The sequence below is a fragment of the Paenibacillus sp. 11B genome, from assembly GCF_030487755.1.
In the GTDB taxonomy this organism is placed as follows: domain Bacteria; phylum Bacillota; class Bacilli; order Paenibacillales; family Paenibacillaceae; genus Paenibacillus; species Paenibacillus vandeheii.
Window position 1 is genome coordinate 180,158 of sequence record NZ_JAUKNS010000007.1, and the last position, 20,188, is coordinate 200,345.

General features: G+C 48.8%; 23 protein-coding genes. 22 read left to right on the forward strand and 1 reads right to left on the reverse strand.

Going from position 1 to position 20,188, the window contains the following annotated elements; genetic code table 11:
* Positions 1 to 12 precede the first annotated feature (12 nt).
* The 12 genes from opp1B (at position 13) to folE2 (ending at position 11,910) form a co-directional block, all read left to right on the forward strand.
* The gene (gene opp1B / locus Q0V21_RS26610) at positions 13 to 945 is read left to right on the forward strand and encodes a nickel/cobalt ABC transporter permease (RefSeq protein WP_079347591.1); all 933 of its coding nucleotides are present in this window, start codon (positions 13 to 15) and stop codon (positions 943 to 945) included.
* Complete coding sequence (gene cntC / locus Q0V21_RS26615; RefSeq protein WP_301881337.1) at positions 945 to 1,832, forward strand: staphylopine uptake ABC transporter permease subunit CntC; 888 nt, start codon at positions 945 to 947, stop codon at positions 1,830 to 1,832. The genes opp1B and cntC overlap by 1 nt, the downstream gene beginning before the upstream one ends.
* Positions 1,813 to 2,658, forward strand: a complete 846-nt coding sequence (gene cntD, locus Q0V21_RS26620) for a staphylopine uptake ABC transporter ATP-binding protein CntD (protein WP_079347587.1) — start codon at positions 1,813 to 1,815, stop codon at positions 2,656 to 2,658. Before cntC ends, cntD begins: the two co-directional genes overlap by 20 nt.
* On the forward strand, positions 2,624 to 3,388 hold the full coding sequence (locus Q0V21_RS26625) for an ABC transporter ATP-binding protein (RefSeq protein WP_301881340.1): 765 nt from the start codon (positions 2,624 to 2,626) through the stop codon (positions 3,386 to 3,388). Before cntD ends, Q0V21_RS26625 begins: the two co-directional genes overlap by 35 nt.
* Complete coding sequence (gene cntE, locus Q0V21_RS26630; protein WP_301881343.1) at positions 3,385 to 4,578, forward strand: staphylopine family metallophore export MFS transporter CntE; 1,194 nt, start codon at positions 3,385 to 3,387, stop codon at positions 4,576 to 4,578. Before Q0V21_RS26625 ends, cntE (Q0V21_RS26630) begins: the two co-directional genes overlap by 4 nt.
* 25 nt (positions 4,579 to 4,603) lie before the next feature.
* Positions 4,604 to 5,830 carry a staphylopine family metallophore export MFS transporter CntE gene (gene cntE / locus Q0V21_RS26635; protein WP_301881345.1) on the forward strand — a complete coding sequence of 409 codons (1,227 nt, stop codon included), beginning with the start codon at positions 4,604 to 4,606 and terminating at the stop codon, positions 5,828 to 5,830.
* Between the two features lie 427 nt (positions 5,831 to 6,257).
* Positions 6,258 to 7,454 carry a GTP-binding protein gene (locus tag Q0V21_RS26640; RefSeq protein ID WP_079347579.1) on the forward strand — a complete coding sequence of 399 codons (1,197 nt, stop codon included), beginning with the start codon at positions 6,258 to 6,260 and terminating at the stop codon, positions 7,452 to 7,454.
* Between the two features lie 28 nt (positions 7,455 to 7,482).
* Positions 7,483 to 7,752, forward strand: coding sequence for a 30S ribosomal protein S14 (gene rpsN / locus Q0V21_RS26645; protein ID WP_079347577.1), 270 nt, complete (start codon positions 7,483 to 7,485; stop codon positions 7,750 to 7,752).
* A 5-nt stretch (positions 7,753 to 7,757) separates the two neighbouring features.
* Positions 7,758 to 8,894, forward strand: coding sequence for an NAD(P)/FAD-dependent oxidoreductase (locus Q0V21_RS26650; protein ID WP_079347575.1), 1,137 nt, complete (start codon positions 7,758 to 7,760; stop codon positions 8,892 to 8,894).
* Positions 8,888 to 10,558 (forward strand): nucleoside recognition domain-containing protein, encoded by a 1,671-nt coding sequence (locus Q0V21_RS26655; protein WP_301881348.1) that lies wholly within the window; start codon positions 8,888 to 8,890, stop codon positions 10,556 to 10,558. The genes Q0V21_RS26650 and Q0V21_RS26655 overlap by 7 nt, the downstream gene beginning before the upstream one ends.
* A gap of 26 nt (positions 10,559 to 10,584) precedes the next feature.
* Positions 10,585 to 10,917 (forward strand): DUF3024 domain-containing protein, encoded by a 333-nt coding sequence (locus Q0V21_RS26660; RefSeq protein WP_179132716.1) that lies wholly within the window; start codon positions 10,585 to 10,587, stop codon positions 10,915 to 10,917.
* A 48-nt stretch (positions 10,918 to 10,965) separates the two neighbouring features.
* Positions 10,966 to 11,910, forward strand: coding sequence for a GTP cyclohydrolase FolE2 (gene folE2 / locus Q0V21_RS26665; protein ID WP_079347571.1), 945 nt, complete (start codon positions 10,966 to 10,968; stop codon positions 11,908 to 11,910).
* A gap of 136 nt (positions 11,911 to 12,046) precedes the next feature.
* Here the strand turns inward: folE2 and Q0V21_RS26670 are convergent, their stop codons facing one another.
* On the reverse strand, positions 12,047 to 13,108 hold the full coding sequence (locus Q0V21_RS26670; protein ID WP_079347569.1) for a substrate-binding domain-containing protein: 1,062 nt from the start codon (positions 13,106 to 13,108) through the stop codon (positions 12,047 to 12,049).
* Between the two features lie 329 nt (positions 13,109 to 13,437).
* Between Q0V21_RS26670 and modA the strand changes: the two genes are divergently transcribed.
* The 10 genes from modA (at position 13,438) to Q0V21_RS26720 (ending at position 20,188) form a co-directional block, all read left to right on the forward strand.
* A complete protein-coding gene (modA, locus tag Q0V21_RS26675) occupies positions 13,438 to 14,310 on the forward strand; it encodes a molybdate ABC transporter substrate-binding protein (RefSeq protein ID WP_301881350.1) in 873 nt (290 codons plus the stop codon).
* Entirely contained in the window at positions 14,307 to 14,990 is a 684-nt protein-coding gene (gene modB, locus Q0V21_RS26680; RefSeq protein ID WP_179132715.1) for a molybdate ABC transporter permease subunit, read from the forward strand. Before modA ends, modB begins: the two co-directional genes overlap by 4 nt.
* 433 nt (positions 14,991 to 15,423) lie before the next feature.
* The gene (locus tag Q0V21_RS26685; protein WP_079347565.1) at positions 15,424 to 15,753 is read left to right on the forward strand and encodes a hypothetical protein; all 330 of its coding nucleotides are present in this window, start codon (positions 15,424 to 15,426) and stop codon (positions 15,751 to 15,753) included.
* A 293-nt stretch (positions 15,754 to 16,046) separates the two neighbouring features.
* Entirely contained in the window at positions 16,047 to 16,886 is an 840-nt protein-coding gene (locus tag Q0V21_RS26690; RefSeq protein WP_301881353.1) for a transporter substrate-binding domain-containing protein, read from the forward strand.
* A 26-nt stretch (positions 16,887 to 16,912) separates the two neighbouring features.
* On the forward strand, positions 16,913 to 17,656 hold the full coding sequence (locus Q0V21_RS26695) for an amino acid ABC transporter permease (RefSeq protein ID WP_301881354.1): 744 nt from the start codon (positions 16,913 to 16,915) through the stop codon (positions 17,654 to 17,656).
* A 4-nt stretch (positions 17,657 to 17,660) separates the two neighbouring features.
* Complete coding sequence (locus Q0V21_RS26700) at positions 17,661 to 18,371, forward strand: amino acid ABC transporter permease (protein ID WP_301881355.1); 711 nt, start codon at positions 17,661 to 17,663, stop codon at positions 18,369 to 18,371.
* Entirely contained in the window at positions 18,368 to 19,120 is a 753-nt protein-coding gene (locus tag Q0V21_RS26705) for an amino acid ABC transporter ATP-binding protein (RefSeq protein WP_079347557.1), read from the forward strand. The genes Q0V21_RS26700 and Q0V21_RS26705 overlap by 4 nt, the downstream gene beginning before the upstream one ends.
* Before the next feature lie 122 nt (positions 19,121 to 19,242).
* Positions 19,243 to 19,530, forward strand: coding sequence for a hypothetical protein (locus tag Q0V21_RS26710; protein ID WP_024632560.1), 288 nt, complete (start codon positions 19,243 to 19,245; stop codon positions 19,528 to 19,530).
* Positions 19,531 to 19,553: 23 nt separating this feature from the next.
* Positions 19,554 to 19,892, forward strand: a complete 339-nt coding sequence (locus Q0V21_RS26715) for an alpha-helical endospore appendage domain-containing protein (RefSeq protein ID WP_024632559.1) — start codon at positions 19,554 to 19,556, stop codon at positions 19,890 to 19,892.
* Entirely contained in the window at positions 19,889 to 20,188 is a 300-nt protein-coding gene (locus Q0V21_RS26720) for a hypothetical protein (protein ID WP_079347555.1), read from the forward strand. Before Q0V21_RS26715 ends, Q0V21_RS26720 begins: the two co-directional genes overlap by 4 nt.

Consider the following 20,188-nt stretch of genomic DNA (forward strand, 5'->3'; position numbering starts at 1 on the left):
GCGGGGATGGATATGGGAAGTTATATAGTCAAACGAATATTGCTCGCCATACCCTTGCTATTCGTTATTTCATTTATAACGTTTGTACTCATTAATTTGTCGCCTCTGGACCCTGCTGTAGTTGTATTACAGGCACAGGATGTTCCTCAGATTACGGATGAATTAATTGCGCAAACCAATGAAGCATTGGGGTTCGATAAGCCGTTCGTCATCCAGTATGTGAATTGGTTGATGGCCTGTATGCAGTTTGATTTTGGCAGCTCGTATGTATCCGGTGAAGCGGTATGGTCCCTGGTCGGTCCGGCATTCCTGAACACATTAAAATTAACGCTGGTATCCTCGGTATTCATTATCGGGTTGTCCATTCTTCTGGGTGTGATCTGTGCCATGAGAGAAGGGAAAGTGATTGATAAATCGGTCAGAGGCATTTCGTTTGTCCTGACCGCGATGCCTTCCTACTGGCTTGCAGCTATCCTGATCTGGTATTTTTCCGTGAAGCTGGACTTGTTGCCTACGAGCGGGATGGACTCATGGAAGAGCTACATTCTGCCGGTCATCGTGATTACGGTGAGTTATACAGGCATTTATTTTAGAACGGTCCGGAGTTCGATGTTAAGCAACATGAATGAGGATTACGTGCTCTACGGAAGGGCAAGCGGCTTAAGTGAGCGGAAGGTGACCCTGCATATTTTGCGAAATTCGCTGCAAGTGGCGGTATCCATATTTTGTATGGCGATCCCCATCGTGCTCGGCAGTACCGTCGTGATTGAAAATGTGTTTGCGTGGCCGGGACTTGGGAGGTTGAGTGTGAGGTCGATCCTCAGCCGGGATTTCCCGATTATTCAGGCGTATGTTCTTATATTGGCCGTAACCTTTGTGCTGTTTAATACGATTTCTGACGTGATCAATGCGGCGATGAATCCCAGGTTAAGAAAGGATCTCTGATGCGATTATTAAGAAATTTGAGCAAAGACAAGCTCGCGATGACATCGCTCGCTTTCATTGTGATCATTATTGCTGCGGGCCTATTTGCCCCTTGGTGTGCACCCCATGACCCGGAGGAAGTGAACATGAAGCTTCGATATGCTTCCTCCTCCTGGACCTATTGGCTAGGAAATGATCATCTCGGCAGATGTGTGTTTTCCAGACTCATTTATGGTATTCGTCCCAGTGTGCTATGGGTGCTGGCTGCCTTGATGATGTCTGTTCTGGTCGGAGCTGTCGTCGGATTTATCGCAGGTTATTTCAAGGGGAAGACAGATGCCTGGATCATGAGAATATGTGATGTCATGCTGTCTTTCCCGGGGTACGTCATGACACTGGCTGTAGTCGGTATTCTGGGTGCAGGACTTGAACATATTCTGATAGCGTTTGTGGTCCTGAAATGGGCGTGGTTTGCCCGCGTCATTCGGACATCCGTGATGCAATTCTCCGAAATGGAGTATGTGAAGTTCGCCAAAGCATCTGGCATTGGCAGCCTTAGCATTATCACCAAGCATATTGTTCCGGTTACCTTTGCTGATATAGCAGTGATTGCGAGTGGCTCCATGTGTTCGATGATGCTGCAGATGTCGGGGCTTTCCTTTCTGGGTTTGGGAATCCAGGCTCCTCATGCCGAATGGGGGATGATGCTGAATGAGGCAAGGCAAGTTATGTTCTCCAGACCGGAGTTAATGTTGGCACCTGGAATAGCCATTGTCATTGTGGTCTCGGCCTTTAATTTTTTATCAGATGCACTTCAGGTCGCTTTGGACCCCAAATTAATGACTTCCCAAGGTAAGCTTCGTAAAAAAGAGGTGGGAAAGAACGTTTATGAATACAGTAGAGGTTAAACATTTGAAGGTCTGGGATGCTAATACGGACAAGGTCATTATTCATAACAGTTCATTTCAGGTCAAACAAGGAAGCTGTCTGGCCATAGTCGGGGAAAGCGGAAGTGGCAAGTCCGTCACCTGCAGGTCCATTATGCGTTTGAATAAACCCTGGATTCGCCAATCCGGAACGATTCTCTTCCAAGGCGAGGACTTGAACCAGCTTTCTGAACAAGAAATGAGACGAAGAAGAGGCAAAAATATATGCATGATTCTGCAAAATGGCATGAGCGCTTTTGACCCTTCTTCAGTAATAGGCGTCCATATTCGAGAGACGCTCCAGACGCATTTTGACTGGAATAACAGAGATAGCGAACGGAAGATCATTAGTGCTATGGAAAGTGTCATGTTAAAGCATCCGCAGGAAATCCTGAATCAATATCCACATCAGCTATCGGGCGGCATGCTGCAGCGAATCATGATTGCATTGGCACTCGTGTTGGAGCCGGATCTGATCATTGCGGATGAACCAACAACGGCGCTGGATACGATCTCTCAATATGAAGTGGTTGAACAATTAATTCAACTGCGTGAACGAATGGGGTGTTCCATGCTGTTTATATCCCATGATCTCGGTGTGGTTCAGAAAATTGGGGATGAAGTGATGGTTATGAAAGACGGAGCCATTGTCGAAAGCGGGGACATTCGGTCTGTTTTTACGAAGCCGAAGCATGCCTATACTCAATATTTGGTTTCCACCCGGTTGGAGCTGAGCAATCATTTCAGGAAATTGATGCAGGGAGGGGATACAGATGCTCAAGGTGGATGGGATAGAAAAATCCTATAAACAAGGCGGATTGTTCTCCAAACAAAAGCAGCAGGTTTTGAAAAACGTGGCATTTGAATGCTACCAAGGCGAATGTCTCGGCATTATCGGCGAAAGCGGAAGCGGCAAGTCCACATTGGGACGTTTGATCCTGGGCATTGAAAAGCCTGATCGCGGTCGTATTTTATTTGATGGGAAAAACGTGAACAATCGCCGTGTGCGAATGGGCAGCATCAGTGCCGTATTTCAAAATTATGCGTCCTCCATTAATCCATTTCTCACGGTGGAGGAAGCCATTATGGAGCCCCTGAAGGCTCAAAAAAAAGTGGAAGCGGATATGCAAAGCAAGGTGGATCGGTTGCTGCATCAGGTGGGGTTGAATTCTTCCTACAGGCTTAAATATGCACATGAACTGTCCGGTGGAGAGGCCCAAAGAGTATGTATCGCAAGAGCCATATCCACAGAACCCCGATGCATTGTATTTGATGAAGCCATCAGTTCGCTGGACGTGTCTGTGCAGATTCAGGTGCTGCGATTGTTAAAGGAATTAAAGCAATTCTATCAGATGATCTATGTGTTTATTACGCATGATATTCAGGCGGCAGCCTATATTTGTGACAGGATTATTATTTTCAGGGACGGTCAGATTGAGGAAATGGTACCGATTAAGCAGCTAAAGGATGTTCAGTCTGATTATGCCAAAAAATTATTAACCTATTTAATTACTTTCCAGAGGGAGGACCAAAGATGAGTGGAGCGATGTCTTGGCCTTTTCTGCGTTTGTACATCTTGGTTCTTCTGTATTTTAGTGCAAATGCCATTCTTAATGTGATTATTCCTTTACAGGGTGAATCCTTGGGAGCGAGCAGTACAACCATTGGGCTGATTATGGGCGCCTATATGTTTACGACCATGTTTTTCAGGCCATGGGCCGGGCGGATCATTCAAAAGCGCGGGCCGATTAAAGTGCTGCGTTTTATTCTGATTATCAATGGTTTTGCCCTGATTTTATACACGTTTACGGGTCTCGGGGGTTATCTGGTGGCTCGTATTTTACAGGGGGTATCGACGGCATTCTTCTCGATGGCTTTGCAGATTGGCATTATTGATGCCTTGCCGGAGAAGGACCGTTCCCAGGGTATTTCCTATTATTCGTTGTTCAGCTATATCCCCGGCATTGTGGGTCCTGTTCTTGCGTTAGGGATTTGGCAAACAGGTGGCATGGATTATTTTACAGTTGTCCTGATCGGTATTGCCGTCTGCACAGGCGTCTTCGGATATACGGCCAAAATGGACAAGAGCAAGGAGCAGCCTCCTGGGAATTCGTCCGAACAGAACGTAAGCATGTTTCAGTCCTTTCGTCAGTTAGTGCAAAATCGATTCTTGTTTAGATGCAGTGTACTCATGTTAAGTGCTTCCGTTGTGTTCGGTGCAATTACGACTTTTATTCCCCTCTACGCCAGTCAATTGCCAAGCGGCAATGCAGGTGTCTATCTGATGCTTCAGGCGGGAACGGTTGTGTTGACCCGGATCATGTTACGCAAAAAAATCCCTTCCGATGGCAGGTGGCATGCACCTTTTATCATGGGAACAATGCTGCTGCTGGCAGTAGCCGCACAATGTGTCAGCCTGGCTATTACTGGAGGGGCTGCCTTGCTGTATGTGGGGGCAATCTTGATGGGCATTGCTCAATCCATCCTCTATCCGACGTTAACCACCTATTTATCCTTTGTGCTGCCGCAGCTGAATCGGAATGTATTGATCGGCTTATTTATTGCGACAGCAGATCTGGGTGTATCTCTGGGTGGTGTGTTGATGGGACCGATCGCTGATCTGTCCTCCTATTCGTTTATGTACATGATTTGTGCTATCCTAGGAGCGGTAATGATTGCTTTTGCCTATGAACGAAGAAAACCAGTCACAGATATGTCTGTGGGTTAACGCAACTAGAAAGTGGGGACATGTTTTGAAGTCTTCTGTCACGACCAGCGGTACATTAAATCCGGTATCCTTTTCGTTTATCCGGTTTTATCTGTTGGCCTTTTTATTTTTTGCCGCCAATTCGGCTTTGACGATTATTCTCCCTTTGCGGAGTGAAGCAGCAGGGTTGAACCAGGCCGAGATTGGTCTGATGATGGGCGCGTACATGTTTACGTGTATGCTTCTACGGCCTTTTGCGGCGCAGCTTCTGGGGCGTTATGGTCCGCTGCGTGTAATGAAGTGGCTGTTGATTTTGCATGCCGCAACATTACTGTTGTTTGTTGTGTTTGGTGTGGAAACGTATTTGTGGCTGCGGGCGCTGCAAGGTGTAGCGACGGCGTTCTTTTCCATGACGATGCAGGCTGGCATTGTGGAAAAGCTGGAGGACAAGGACCGGGCTCAGGGACTGTCCATGTATACCCTTTTCACGATGGTTCCGTCCTTGGTCATTCCCATTCTCGCCATCCAAATCTGGGAAAATGCCAGCGATATCTGGTTTACTTTGCTGATGATCGGTTTGGCAGCTTTTCCGCTCCTGATTGGCTATAACGTGGATCTGCCCCGAAGCACGGTGCAAAATAAATCGTATACGCTGGGTGATATGATGCGATCATTCGGCGGTATCTGGTGCAGCACACCACTGCTGATTAGCAGTGTGGTCATGCTGTTTGCTTCCTGTGTATTTGGAGCCACGGCGACCTTTCTTCCGTTGTATATGGTATCGACCGGAATGGCGAGTGCAGGGGTGTTCTTAACGATCCAGGGGCTGGTGGTCATTCTGTGCAGATTCATTTTGCGCAAAAAAATACCGTCTGACGGCAGCTGGAATACGTGGCTGATGGCGGGTTTGCTGCTGTGTGCAGCACTGGGAACCCAGTTGCTCGCAATGTCCGAGACGGTTGGTTCATTAGTGTACCTGTCCGCGGTGTTCAGCGGTTTTGCCGTAGCATTGCTCTACCCGACATTAACCACCTATTTATCATTTGTGCTGCCTGCCGATTCCAGATATGTGCTCATGGGTATTTTCATGTCCTCGTATGATCTGGGCTTCTCCCTGGGCGGTCTTGCGATGGGACTGATTGTACAAATAAGCTCGTATTCCACCATGTTTACGATCTGTACGCTGTTATCCGTTGCAGCCATGATCCTGGTTGTGGCCTACAGGCAACGGATGGAATCAGGCAATAGGGCTAAACCTGTGGTGACGGCCTGATTGTATGGCACATATAAAAACAAGAGTTAAAGGCATATGGACTGACTTTTCTGGAATCGTATCATTATGATTCGAAGCTACAGGAAACAGGCCATAGGCCTTTTTTTGACGGGGGTTTGCGGCAGTAGCGGAGGGGACGGAATCGATCTGAAGAAGCGGTAGCGTTCGCCTGAAAGCTTTCTGTAAGAAAGCTGCTTCGAAAGCATACGCTGTCTTTCGAATTTCTAACCTTTGATAGACTAAATTAAGGAAATTTGGAGACAACAGCGATCGGAAGACGATCCGTGACCAAAGCGGCCACCTCGCACGAGAAAAACAAAAATGATTTGACAACATCGTTCAACAGGATTATAGTCATTGTTGTTAATCGTAATAATTACTATTAAGGTCAGAGGCATATGACCACAACTATAAGGAGTAGATACACATGACACAAAAGCAAGTTCCGGTAACTGTTCTTAGCGGTTACCTCGGCTCAGGTAAAACGACGGTTCTGAATCACGTGCTGCACAATCGGCAGGGACTCAAGGTCGCCGTCATCGTCAATGACATGAGTGAGGTAAACATTGATGCTGCACTGGTAAAAGGGGAAGCGACCTTATCGCGCACTGAAGAAAAGCTGGTGGAGCTGTCCAATGGTTGCATCTGCTGCACGCTGCGGGATGATCTGATGCAGGAGATTGAAAAACTGGTGAATGAAGGCAGGTTTGATTATATCCTGATTGAATCGACAGGAATCAGTGAACCTGTTCCGGTAGCGCAGACCTTTACATATGCCGACGAGGAGTCGGGTATTGATCTGACAAGTCTGGCGAAGCTGGATTGTCTGGTGACGGTCGTGGATGCGAATCGTTTCTGGCAGGATTTTGCTTCAGGACAGAGCCTTCTGGATCGGAATCAGGCTACAGGGGACGAAGATACCCGTGACGTGGTGGACCTGCTGATTGACCAGATTGAGACCTGCGATGTGCTGTTGCTTAACAAGTGTGATCTGGTCGAAGACGTGGAGCTGAACAAGCTTGAAGGTATCATTCGCAAGCTTCAGCCCAACGCCAAAATTATTCGGACCATGAACGGACAGGTCAACCCGTCTGAAATTTTGAATACAGGTCTCTTCGACTTCGAGAAAGCAAGCATGTCCGCCGGATGGATTCAAGAGCTGGAGAAAGAATCACATACACCCGAGACGGAGGAATACGGTATTGGTTCCTTCGTGTACCGTCGCCGAAAACCATTCCATCCTTCTCGTCTGGCTGAATTCATGAGCTATTGGCCCGAAGAAGTGGTGCGAGCCAAAGGCTTGGTATGGCTGGCTGCTGAAGGGGATGTGGCTGCAAGTCTGAGCCAGGCGGGTTCATCCATTCAGTTTGGCCCTGCCGGACATTGGGTCGCGGCGCTGCCGGAAGCGGACAAGGAAGAAATTTTGCGTACGGAGCCTGATGTGCTGGAGAAGTGGGATGCACAATGGGGAGACCGCCAGACTGAGCTTGTCATGATCGGAATTGAAATGGAGCGTTCCATCATTGAAGAAGAACTGGACCAATGCCTGCTCAGCGATGAGGAAATGAAGGCCGACTGGGGCCATTTTGACAATCCGCTGCCTTGGCCCGTTGAAGTTGTATAAAAAAAATGCATAAAAGGAGCTGGAATCCATGGCTAAGAAATCAAAAGTAGTACGCGAAAAACAACGTCAGGCCATCGTCGCCAAATATGCGGACCTGCGTCGTGAACTGAAAGAAAAAGGGGATTATGAAGCGCTGCAGAAATTGCCGCGCAACGCTTCAGCGACCCGATTGAAAAATCGCTGTGAACTGACGGGCCGCCCGAGAGGGTATTTGCGCAAGTTCAAGGTATCGCGGATCGTGTTCCGTGAGCTGGCTCATCAAGGGCAAATTCCAGGCGTCACGAAGTCCAGCTGGTAAGACGCATGAATGATCCTTTTGATTATGATTGCGTGATTGTTGGAGGGGGGCCAGCCGGAATCGGCATGGCTTCTGTCCTGCAGGATATGGAGCTGTCCCGCTTTACCGTGCTGGAACGGAGTGAAGTGGGGGCCACTTTTCTTGCGTGGCCGGAGGAAATGCGTCTGATCACCCCTTCGTTTACAAGCAACGCCTATGGCATGATGGATCTGAACGCAGTGACTCTTCATACGTCTCCAGCGTATACGTTGGGAACAGAACATCCGACAGGGGTGGAGTATGCGAATTATTTGCAGGTGGTGAGCCAGTTTAAGAAATTGCCTGTGCAGACGGGTGTAGACGTTTCGGAAGTGATTCCTGAAGAGAACGGCTTTCGGGTTGTGACATCCAATGGACAACTGCGCACGCGCTTTGTCGTCTGGGCAGCCGGTGAATTCCAGTACCCGAGACTGGACCCGTTCCCTGGTGCCGAATATGGTGTGCATAGCAGTTTATTTTCCAGCTGGACGGCAGTTCAGGGAGAAGAATGTGTCATCGTTGGCGGCTATGAGAGCGGCGTGGATGCAGCCATTCACCTGAGTAAACTGGGGAAAAACGTAACGGTAATCGATCGGAACGGACGCGGGCTTGCCAAGGGCAGCAGTGATCCAAGTGTGGAGCTGAGCCCCTATACGAAGGATCGGCTGCGCGCGGCGATGATGGATCAGCGGATACGAATGATGCAAGGCTATGAGGTCAAGTGGATTGAGCCGGATGAACTGGGCGGTTACGTCATCTATTGCGAGAATGATTCCGGGGAATCCCACTTGCTTAAGACGGCTCAGGCTCCTGTTCTGGCGACGGGGTTCCGCAGCAGTTTACACCTGATTGAGAACCTGGTCGAGCGCAACAAGGAGGGACAGCTGCAATTAGGAGCAGCAGATGAATCGACGATTGCCCCTGGGCTATTCATTACCGGACCACAGGTCATGCATGCGCACCTCCAATTTTGTTTCATTTATAAATTTAGACAGCGCTTTGCAGTTGTGGCCGGGGCCATGGGTGAGAGACTTGGATTGGATCTGACTCCGCTGGAAACCTATCGCAAAGAAGGCATGTTTCTTGATGATCTGTCTTGCTGTGGTGAAGATTGCACATGCTGAATTCGGTTCTGGAACAGCCGGAAGAACTTTGTCAAGTGGTGCTGGTCGGTTTCGAATCTGCAGGTAAATCGGCTCTGTTTCGGGGCCTCACGGGCAGAGATACTGGCGAAGAATCCAATGTTCGAGGCTCCACGGTAACTGTCCGCAGGGCAGAACTGCCTGAACAGCAGCTTGAGCTGATCGATACGCCTGGAATCCGGTTGAAGGATGACAGTGTCACGACCATGCTGGCCCTAAAACAACTCGCAGCAGGTGATACGGTTGTCATGGTGGTACGCGGCACAGATGTCGTGCAGGAGCTGCCTTTACTGCTCGGCATGCTGGATGTCACAGGCAAAAATGCTGTGCTGGTGCTTACGTTTGCCGACAAATGCGGACCGGGTTTAACGGCTCAGGTTGACTATTACCGTAAAGGCCTGGGGATTTCCGTCCTGCCCTTCAATACAAGGGAAATGGACGGGAGCGCCCAAGGCCTGTTATGCCGCGCGATCGTTGCCGCCAGACCGATGAAGAGGCATCTACAGTTGGAATCACCGCCTGCCTCCCCTGTGATCGAACCGCAAACAACGATGTTTGAACACACGGTTTGGGGGCGTTTTGCGGCTTTGGCAGCACTCATCTTATTATTTGCAGTTCCGGTATATGTGGCGTATCTGTTCTCCGGCTGGGTACAACCACTCGCGGATGTCTGGATTCTTGAACCACTCGATCGGATGACTGTGGGATTATGGAACCCGCTACAAGCGATGATGCTCGGAGATTACGGCATGATCAGTCTGGGCTTGTATTCCTTTATCTGGGCTTTTCCGGTCGTATTCCTGATTGGCGTCAGTGTGGCGGTGACGGAGGAGAGTGGACTGAAGGATCGCATTACCGACTCGCTGGATGGGTGGATGCGCAAAATCGGCCTGAACGGTAAGGATCTGATTCCGGTCCTCAGTGGTTTTGGCTGCAATGTTGTGGCTGTGTTCCAGAGTCGTACATGCAGTTCCTGCACAACAAAGGCCTGTGTTTCAATGATCTCCTTCGCTTCGGCGTGCAGCTATCAGATTGGGGCTTCTTTATCGATATTCAGTTCCGGTGGCAAGCCGTGGCTGTTTTTTCCTTATATGCTTGTCCTGGTCCTTGTGGGCGCACTTCATACCCGTCTGTGGAATCGAAATCGGATGGATGATACGCTCCCGTTACATGCGAACCGGACATTTCTGCAAAAACCTTCATGGCGTTCCGTAAGCTGGCGCGTAAGATCCGTGATGAAACAGTTTCTCATACAGGCAATGCCCATTTTCATCGGTATTTGTGTGGTAGCCTCACTACTGGAGCAGACAGGAGTATTGTCTGTTCTGACCCGCACGCTTACGCCGCTGCTCGCGATCTTTCATCTGCCGGGCGATGCCGCGGGCGGCATTTTATTTTCCATTTTAAGAAAAGACGGGTTGTTGGTACTGAATCAGGATCAGGGCTCCTTTATTGCAGACTTGAGCGGCGGACAGTTATTTATCCTGGTGTATCTGGCTTCCACGTTAACAGCATGTCTGGTGACCATGTGGACCGTACGCAAGGAATTGGGAGCAGCCTTTGCTGCACAACTGACAGGCAGCCAGCTGCTAACGTCACTGGGCAGTGCATTTGTACTGGCATGGGTGTGGAACTGGATGGCGTAACGATGTGGAGGAAAGGGGGGATCACCATGCTGGACTCGTTTACCATTCGGAGAATTCAGTCGGTGCTGGACGGTTATATTCACGAGAAGGTGCCGGCTCCCCTGCGAACAATGGTGAAATTAACGTATGAGTTGAATAATAATGAACTGATTTTGACCGAGGAAAGGCCTGCTGAGGAACGCTATCAGTGGGACAAGCTGCCCATTGCCCGATTTTACTGGGAAGCGAATCAGTGGAAGGTATATGCGAAAGGTGATCACAGTAGCTGGAATGTGGTCGACGTCATTGAGCCTTGTCCTGATTTTGAAGTTATCCTGGAGCAGGTTGAGCGGGACGAGGCAGGTTTGTTCTGGCGATGAAGGTGCAGCGGATAACGGAAATATGTGATGGAGGGAGAGATTTGGAAAATGCAAAAGGAACAGCTGGTTAACAGGAGTAACCGAGTGGCGAGTGATGCTTTGATCATGCCGGACAAAGCCGAGCGCTTGCGGTTATTCGGCTCTGTTGACCCGATACAGGGAGATAAGCCTGTACGAAAAGAAGATATGCAGGATTTGCAGAACAGCAAAAATGATTTTCTGTTTGAGCTGCAACAAGTCGGTATTGATCAGGTGAAGTATCCTCTGGATGTCATTTCGGCCAAAGATCCCGAGAAATTGTCCAGCATTGGAACGTTCCGGCTGACGACTTCGCTGGATCGAGAATCCAAAGGCATTAACATGAGTCGCTTGATGGAGCAGCTTCAGAAAAGTCGCGGTGAAGGACTGAGTGACCGGATTCCGGATCTGATTGCGCTGACGCAGCAGATGGCCGAACAGATGAATCAACCGAAGGCAGAGCTGAAAGTAACCTATCCCTGGTTCTACGAGCGATCCGCGCCCGTAACCGGTATGTCTGGACTAAATCATTCTTTGGCTACGGTTCATGTCCTCTGGGAAGCTGGCAAATCCCCCGTTCTAAGAACGGGTTTACATATACAGATCACGACGTTATGTCCTTGCTCGAAAGAAATCAGCGAATATAGTGCGCACAATCAGCGAGGTTTACTGCGTATCCAGGTGCAGGGCGACCCGGGAGAAGCCTTGCCGGGCTATTGGAAGGAAGAGCTGCTGAATGTGGCCGAAACCAATGCAAGCAGCTGCCTGTATCCCATTCTCAAAAGACCTGATGAGAAACGGGTCACGGAACGTGCATATGAGAACCCGCGGTTTGTGGAAGATATCGTCAGGCTGGTGGCGGCAGATCTGTATGAGAAGCATTGGGTACGCAAATTTAAGGTGGATTGCAGGAATGAAGAGTCCATCCACCAGCATGATGCGGTGGCCCGCATCGTATATGATAAGTCGAGATAGCATGCCTGATGGCTGCAGAATTTTCATTTTATATATATGAAAGAAAACAGAAGAAACGCCGTCAGAGAGAGCAGAGGCGTTTCTTCTGTTTTTTCTGTACTTCCGAATTCCCATGAGAAATCCAGGTATAATCGCGCTAAACCTCGTATAAAATTTCACCTGTTCGAGATACATCATATCCCTCAAACGATTGCAGTTCATGCCGGAACTCCGTTGATTGAAGAATACGTAATACCGATTCGGTCCACGCTTCGTTTCCCGGTTTCTTCAGCATTACCAGGTCATAACGTTCCTGGACAAGTGGAATGAAATCAACCTGACCGACAAGTCGTGCAGCCTTCTCGCTGCCGATTCCGACATCGGCTTCGCCGGAACTGACCTTGGCGGCTACGCCCATATGACTGGTTTCTTCCACGTCATACCCGATCAGATGAGAGGTAGGGATACCGTGCAGACGCAATTGTTCGTCCAGGAGTACACGTGCACCCGAACCTTTCTCCCGGTTCGCCAATCGCAGCTCGGGCTGCTTCAGATCGGTCCAGTTCTGCAAGCCGCGCGGGTTACCGCGTTGGACGTACAGCCCGGCAGGTCGTGTCAGCAGATTGACGACGACATACGACCAGCCAATCAGGATTTTGCGTATATAAGGCAGATTATATTCTCCTGTATCTCCGTCGAGCAGATGGGTACTGACCAGATCAGACTCCCCGCGGTACATGGAGATCAGGCCGTCCAGACTGCCCATGAAGGAACGCAGTGGTCGAATATCCTGTGTTTGTTTCTCCATATATCGCATGAGAATATCGAGGCTGACATCCTGTCCCGTAATGACCAGATGGCGAGTCGAATGGACTGACGAAGTGTTGCCCGTCATGGAAGATGAAGCGGCGAATGTGCCTCTGGATGGAGAGGAAACAACATTTGCAGCGGAGTGAACGGCAGGATTAGATAGATTGGTTCCCGTCGCGTAATCAGATTCAAGAGGTTGACCCGAATCCACAGCGGCCCGGTGTGCTGGCGATTGCAGCTGCTTGGAGCGCTGTTTATACGCTTCCAGATCGGTGGCGTCAACACGCATTTGTTTGCCGACGCGATAAGCGACGAGGTCTCCCTTTTTGATCAGATCGTAGACCGTCAGTTTGGATATTTTGAGCAGCTTGGATATTTCTTCGGTGGTATAGGATTGCTCCTCCGTCATCAGTGAAGATCCTCCTTCAAGGTGCAGATCATAACTATATAACCTCAACTAATGAATATTTACACTGGCACTTCGATGACAGAACAATCTTCCGATCGCTGTTATCCCCAGATTTCTTTGATCCCTTTATGACAGATAAACGCTGTGGTCTCTTGTACTATACCATTAACAGCCAGAGGGTATAAACTCGCCACCGGAATTCAGTATATATGGCTTGCTCTTCAACGGGTTCATCAAAGACGACCTTCCTATTTCAATGATCTTATGTATAATGAAATATAATTAATTATATCTAGTTATAACTAAACATAACATCGGGGGAGAAGTGGATGAAAAAGAGTATTGGATATGTGTTGGGGAGTATGTCACTTGGACTGGCTCTCGTATTGGCCGGTTGTGGTGCAAGCACGGAGAGTACAGATACATCCACAGCAACACAACAAACGGGGTTAACTCCAGCGGCATTAGGCGAGGGTACATCAACTGAAAGTACCGAGTCGCAGGAAACAGTGGAATTGACGATCTCGGCAGCAGCCAGTTTGACCGATGCGATGAAGGAGATTGAGGCGAATTATGAGAAGTCTCATCCCTACATTGAACTCAACTTCAACTTTGGCGCATCAGGTGCATTGCAACAGCAGATTGAACAAGGTGCGCCAGCAGATGTTTTTGTATCGGCTGCGACCAAAAATATGAACGCGCTCGTGGATGAGAAATTAATTGCATCCGGTGATCAGAAGAGTTTGCTGCAAAATTCATTGGTAGCCATTATTCCAGCGGATAGCTCGAATACCGTAACAAGTGAGAAGGATCTGACGGCCGATTCCATCAAGACAGTCGCGATTGGTATACCGGAAAGTGTGCCTGCTGGAACCTATGCGAAGGAAGCATTGACCAATGCCAAACTATGGGATCAGCTGGAAGGCAAGCTTGTGCAGGGCAAGGATGTCAGACAGGTTCTACAATATGTAGAGACAGGCAATGCGGATGCGGGTTTTGTGTACAAAACGGACGCGCTCACTTCGGATCAGGTGAAAATTGCATTTGAAGTGGACCAGAACAGCTATACACCTGCCAATTATCCAGTAGGGATTATTGAAGGTACGAAACACCGGACAGAAGCGGAACAATTCTACACGTATTTGCAAACCCCTGAAGTGCTCGATGTATTTGCCAAATACGGATTCTCTATTCCGGAATGAATGTGAGCGCAATAGACTGGGCGGTATTCTGGCCACCGGTTCGTCTTTCCCTTCAGGTTGCCCTGCTGTCCAGCGTAATCGCAGCGGTGGCGGGTATCGCTGTGGCCTGGAAGATGTCGCGTACTACGTTCCGTGGGAAAATTTTTCTGGAAACGGTATTTATGCTTCCGCTCGTGCTTCCGCCGACCGTGGTCGGGTTTATATTACTCGTGTTATTGGGTCGTAAGAGTCTGCTGGGACAGTGGATCGAAGCGATATTCTCCGCGCCTGTCATTTTCTCCTGGTGGGCTGCCGTCATTGCCTCCGTGGTGGTTGCTTTCCCATTGGTATATCAGACGATGAAATCCGGATTTAGCGGGATTGATCGGGATCTGGAAGATGCAGGCCGCTCCATAGGAGCGAATGAATGGCAGGTATTCCGTTATATCTCGCTTCCGCTTGCAGGGAGAGCATTGATGACGGCTTTCATCCTGGGTTTCGCTCGTGCACTGGGGGAATTCGGAGCTACGCTCATGATTGCAGGTAACATTCCGGGCAAAACGCAAACCGTACCCACTGCGATCTATGTTGCTGTCGATTCGGGCAATCAGACGATGGCCTGGGCCTGGACAGGCTCCATTATTATTATTTCGTTTATCATGCTGCTCTTAACCAGACAGCCGCGTGACGGCAAGGCCTGATTTGAGCCATCCATGTGAATAAGACAAAACCCGCTTAAGGAATCTTCCCTCGGAGCGGGTTTTTGAATGATTTGAGCCGGGTATAGTCGTGTATATCATGTATGGTTGCGTTCATCCAAGACGTTCTTTATTTATCCGGTATGTACAGAAGGGGTCTAAAAACGGGAAGGGTCCAGCGTTTTGACCATAAATACAATCTCTTCCTGCCGTTCAGGGGTCTATAATATTTTGGTGTTATTTTATCATGAAATTGATGGTTGGAATATCATTCTCGAATCAGATCTGTCTATAAGTCCATCGAAAGCTTCTATATGTAAAAATGACAAAACTTTTTCCAATTTTACTCGTTTCAGGACTCGCCTAAAGCATGCTCCATCCTGTAAAATAGAAATGACTGATTCCAGCCAAGAACTGAAATAAGGAGAGACGACTAATGAATACGAAATCTGATTGCGGTATATCGTTGCAAATTGACGACTATCTGGATCTTTTGCATTTTGCCATCCAAATCGAGGATCAGGAATGGCAGCAGTCCCTTATCCACCAGCTCAAAATATTTCAGCCGGAAGCGGAGCAGCGCACACCTGAAGAAGAATTATGGATGAGATTTGACTATATCAACAGTAAACTGACAGGTCTCTGCCACCAGATTCACGCGACCCATTCAACGGATGAACGCAAGAAGTTTGAAGAACGAATCGGATTGTTGCAACTGCAGCGTATAGAAGTGGCTCGTAAAATTAAATGGGCCAGTCGCAGATAGATGGGTATTTGAAATGAAGTGATCTGGAATTGAAGAAGCGATCCCCAACCTGGTTGGTGAATCGCTTCTTTTGCTTTACTTTTAGATCATATCGCTGGTGAAGCATAGAGAAGTTCTATAACGTTATCAGGATGTCCTATTAACATATATATTGCCTGGATATGACATAGGGTGTTATTCTTTGTTCAATCTAATTCCGACTATACAAGTGTGAATGGTTAGTTAAATCAAAGATGAGGAATGGGAGTACACATCATATTGGCTGAAATGACAGCCTGTGGAGGAGATCGGGAATGGTTAATCAATGGGGGATTCGGAAATTCCGGACAGCATTGCTGTTCATTACGATGTTGGTGGTACTGGCGGGTTGCAGCTCAGGCAATGCAGCGAATGAATCGGATACCGCAGCTGCGTCCGGTCAAGATAAAGTGAAGAAGATTATCGTGGGTACAGGCACTCAATTCCCGAATGTTTGCTTTATTGATGAGAATGGCAAGCTGACCGGATACGATGTAGAGCTGATTCGCGAGATTGATAAACGATTGCCTGAATATGAATTTGAGTTCAGTACGATGGAATTCAAAAATCTGCTGCTCAGTCTTGAAACGAAGAAAATAGACCTGATCGCTCACCAGATGGAAGTGAATGAAGAGAGGCAGGCCAAGTTCCTCTTTAACGACGAGGCGTATAATATTTTTCCTAATAAAATCGTAGTCAGCGAGAAAAACCAGGATGTAAAATCCATCGAGGATCTGAAAGGGAAGAAGCTGATTGTTGGCGCAACAAGTAATGCAGCTGTATTGGCTGAAAAATGGAATGCAGCGAATGGCAAAGTCATTGATATTGTGTATTCCGGAGCAGGGGAAGATACGAATACCCAGATCAAAACAGGCCGGGTGGATGCAACCATCAGTACACAGTTTGCCATCGATTATCAGAATAAAGTAGTGGATGCCCAATTGAAAACGGTTGGTGAAGCGCTGTCCAATTCCAAGGTCTATTTTATTCTGAATAAGGATGAGCAGGAGCTCAAAACGAAAATTGATGAAGCGCTCAAATCAATCAAGGAAGATGGCACATTAAGCAAATTGAGCACAGAGTGGCTGGGAGCCGATTACACGGTTGAGGAATAGTTCGTTGAGAAAGGTGAGCGACGGTTATGGGTAAATCATTCGATCTGTCATTGGTTCTGGATTTCGTCCCTGAACTGCTGCGATATTTGCATATTACACTGATTGTACTGGGTGGTTCCATTGTGCTTGGCCTTGCGGGCGGTGTGCTTCTGGCGGTTCCGAGATTATACCGGATTCCGGTGCTGAGCCAGCTCGCGACCCTGTACATCTCTTTTATGCGGGGCACACCGATTCTCATCAAATTGTTTCTGGTCTATTACGGATTACCCGAATTGCTCAAGCCCATAGGTGTGGATTTGTCCAGAACTGATCCGCTGGTATTTGTCATCGTGACTTATGCGCTCAGTGATGCAGCGTCCTTTGCGGAAATCTTTCGCGGAGCTGTACGCAGTGTGGACAAGGGCCAGACGGAAGCAGCTTATGCTGCGGGCTTGACCACGTTTCAGTCATTTCGACGCATTGTGGTACCGCAGGCGCTCATTGTTGCTTTTCCGAATATGGCGAATACGTTGATTGGTTCGTTAAAGGATACGTCTCTGGCTTTTTCCATTGGGGTCATGGATATGGTGGGCAGGGGGCAAACGCTGATCTCGGCTACATCGCATGCACTTGAAGTGTATATTAGTCTATCGATCGTCTACTATGTTATCGTGCTTGTACTTGAAAAAGGATTTGCGCTCGCAGAACGCAGACTCCAGCGTCACGAACGCAAAAAAGAAGTCCGTGGGCCAGCGGTGAGAGCTGAACGCCTGAAACGAATAGCGGGGTGAGCGAATGTCTATTGATTTTAACTTTATCTACACCTCTTTTTTCCAGATTCTAAAGGCATTGCCACTGACACTCGTCATTACGATTGTACCGTTGATCGCAGGCTTTGGCATGGGGCTGGTTACTGCTTTGGTGCGGATCTATAAGGTTCCATGGGTCTACCGGATCGCTGATTTCTATGTTTCGTTTTTCCGTGGTACACCGATGCTGATGCACTTGTTTCTAATCTATTACGGAATTCCGTTGATCATCGACAAGCATGCTGCCCGGTACGGTTGGGCTTTTCAATCGTCTTCCATTCCGATTCTGGTATTTGTGCTGTTTGCCTTCTCGTTAACTGCGGGAGCCTATATGTCTGAGATTATCCGTTCCGGTATTCTGGCGGTGGATACCGGACAACTGGAAGCTGCCCATGCTGTGGGCATGAGTACCTCTCAGGCCATGAGACGCATTATTTTACCGCAGGCGGTTGGTGCAGTTCTGCCGAATCTGTGCAGCATGTTTGTTGGTTTCCTGCATGGATCAACCCTGGCGTTCACCGTGTCTCAGATGGATATTCTCGGCAAAGCGGATGTGGTCGCTTCGGTCAGTCTGAAATTTCTGGAGGCTTTCATTGCTGCTGCATTAATCTATTGGGGTCTGACAGTAATAGCCGAACGGATTACAGCTTTGCTGGAACGCAGGGTTGCCGTGTACAGCAAAGGAGGGGTGTCATGATATCACTGACGAATATACACAAATCTTTTGGCCAGCAGGAAGTGTTGAAAGGCATTGATCTGACTGTGGAACAGGGGGATGTTGTTGCCATTCTTGGACCAAGCGGGTCAGGTAAAACGACATTACTGCGTTGTGTGAATTTTCTTGAACGTGCCGATGAGGGCAAGGTACAGATCAGCGGATTAACCGTAGACTGCAAGCATGCGCGCAAACATGACATTGTGCAGTTACGGCGAAAAACGGCGATGGTGTTCCAGCATTATAATCTGTTCAAACATAAAACAGTGCTGGACAACGTTACCGAAGGGTTAATTATTGCCCAGAAGATGTCCAAAACAGATGCTCGTGAACGAGCCTTGCGTGTGCTTGAACAAGTGGGTCTGTCCGCCAAGATCAATGAGTATCCCAGCATGCTGTCAGGTGGACAGCAGCAGCGGGTTGGTATTGCTCGGGCGCTGGCATTGAATCCAGAGGTGATTCTGTTCGATGAACCTACCTCGGCGCTTGATCCCGAGTTGGTAGGTGAGGTACTGTCCGTCATTCGATCTATTGCCAAGGAAGGCATCACCATGATTGTTGTCACCCATGAAATGGGCTTTGCCCGCGAGGTGGCGAATCGAGTTGTATTCATGGATGGGGGTTCCGTCGTGGAAGAAGGAACACCGGAGGAGGTATTCGTGCGTCCCAAACAGGAGCGTACCCGCCAATTCCTCAGCCGATACTCATCCGATTGGAGTTATGTCATCTGACGATATAGGCGCAAGCTGGAGTAACTGACGATCCCGGCCCGGCATATGCTGTAGCAGGCAAATGCTGATAGGCCGGGTTTTTCTATGGGTGAAAGCAGGCCGTGACGGTAAGGAGGAGGACCATGCAGAGCAAGATCGATGAAATACTCACACATATTGCACATTCTCACCAGCAGGTTGCACGTGTACTGGATGCCAAACGTCAAGTCGCTGTGCGCATGTCTGAAATCATTAATCATTTGCCGGATATCGAACCGGAGCTGGATGGCGTTGACGGTCTGCTGGACAGCTCAGGACAAATCAACAAAAGCATCATCTCCTATTTGGGAGGCCTGGCAGATCTGGAAGAAGCCGTAGCCGAAACGCTGACCCAGGTAATGCGGGAGATGGCGGACCAAGAGGAAGAATAAGCCCGAAAGGCGGGTGAATGGACATGAGCAGAGAACAAAGCCTCATCCTGATGCTGGATGCAGCCGCCAAAATGCAGTGGAATATTGCCCTGATTTTGGAGGCCAAGGCGATTGAAGCTGAGAAGGTAAGGAACTGGGCGCTAAATCATCTGAATGGTGAAGCTTTTCTGACGCATAGCGATCAGGTGGCGGAGCCACTCAAGATGCATGATCAGCTGGTGGAAATACTGGAAGGACTGACCCGAATGGAAACCGGATTATGCAACAACCTGAAGGCCATTTTGGTCCAGAGCGATGGTGAAGAAGGCGGCATGGACGGTGGCATGTTTGGCGGTATGGATATGGGGGATCTCGGAAAATGAGTCTGTTGCGGCGTGAGCAGGAAGCGAAACTGTCCCTCATTGAGTCCATTGCACACAGTCAGCAGGCGCTCGCCCGCATTCTGGACAGTGTGGCCAGCGTGTCTGCCCACTCGGAAGTATCCGCCCGCAGTCTAGCTGAGAACATTCGTCTACTTAGCCGTTATCAAGAGGAGATGTCCCGGATGGTTACGGGGATAAGGCTGGCCCAAATCCAGCATGGGGAGCCTGGAGAGCCATGGCTCAAAGACCCTGGATATGCGATACGCATGGTCCGGAACATACAGGAGGAATGTTGA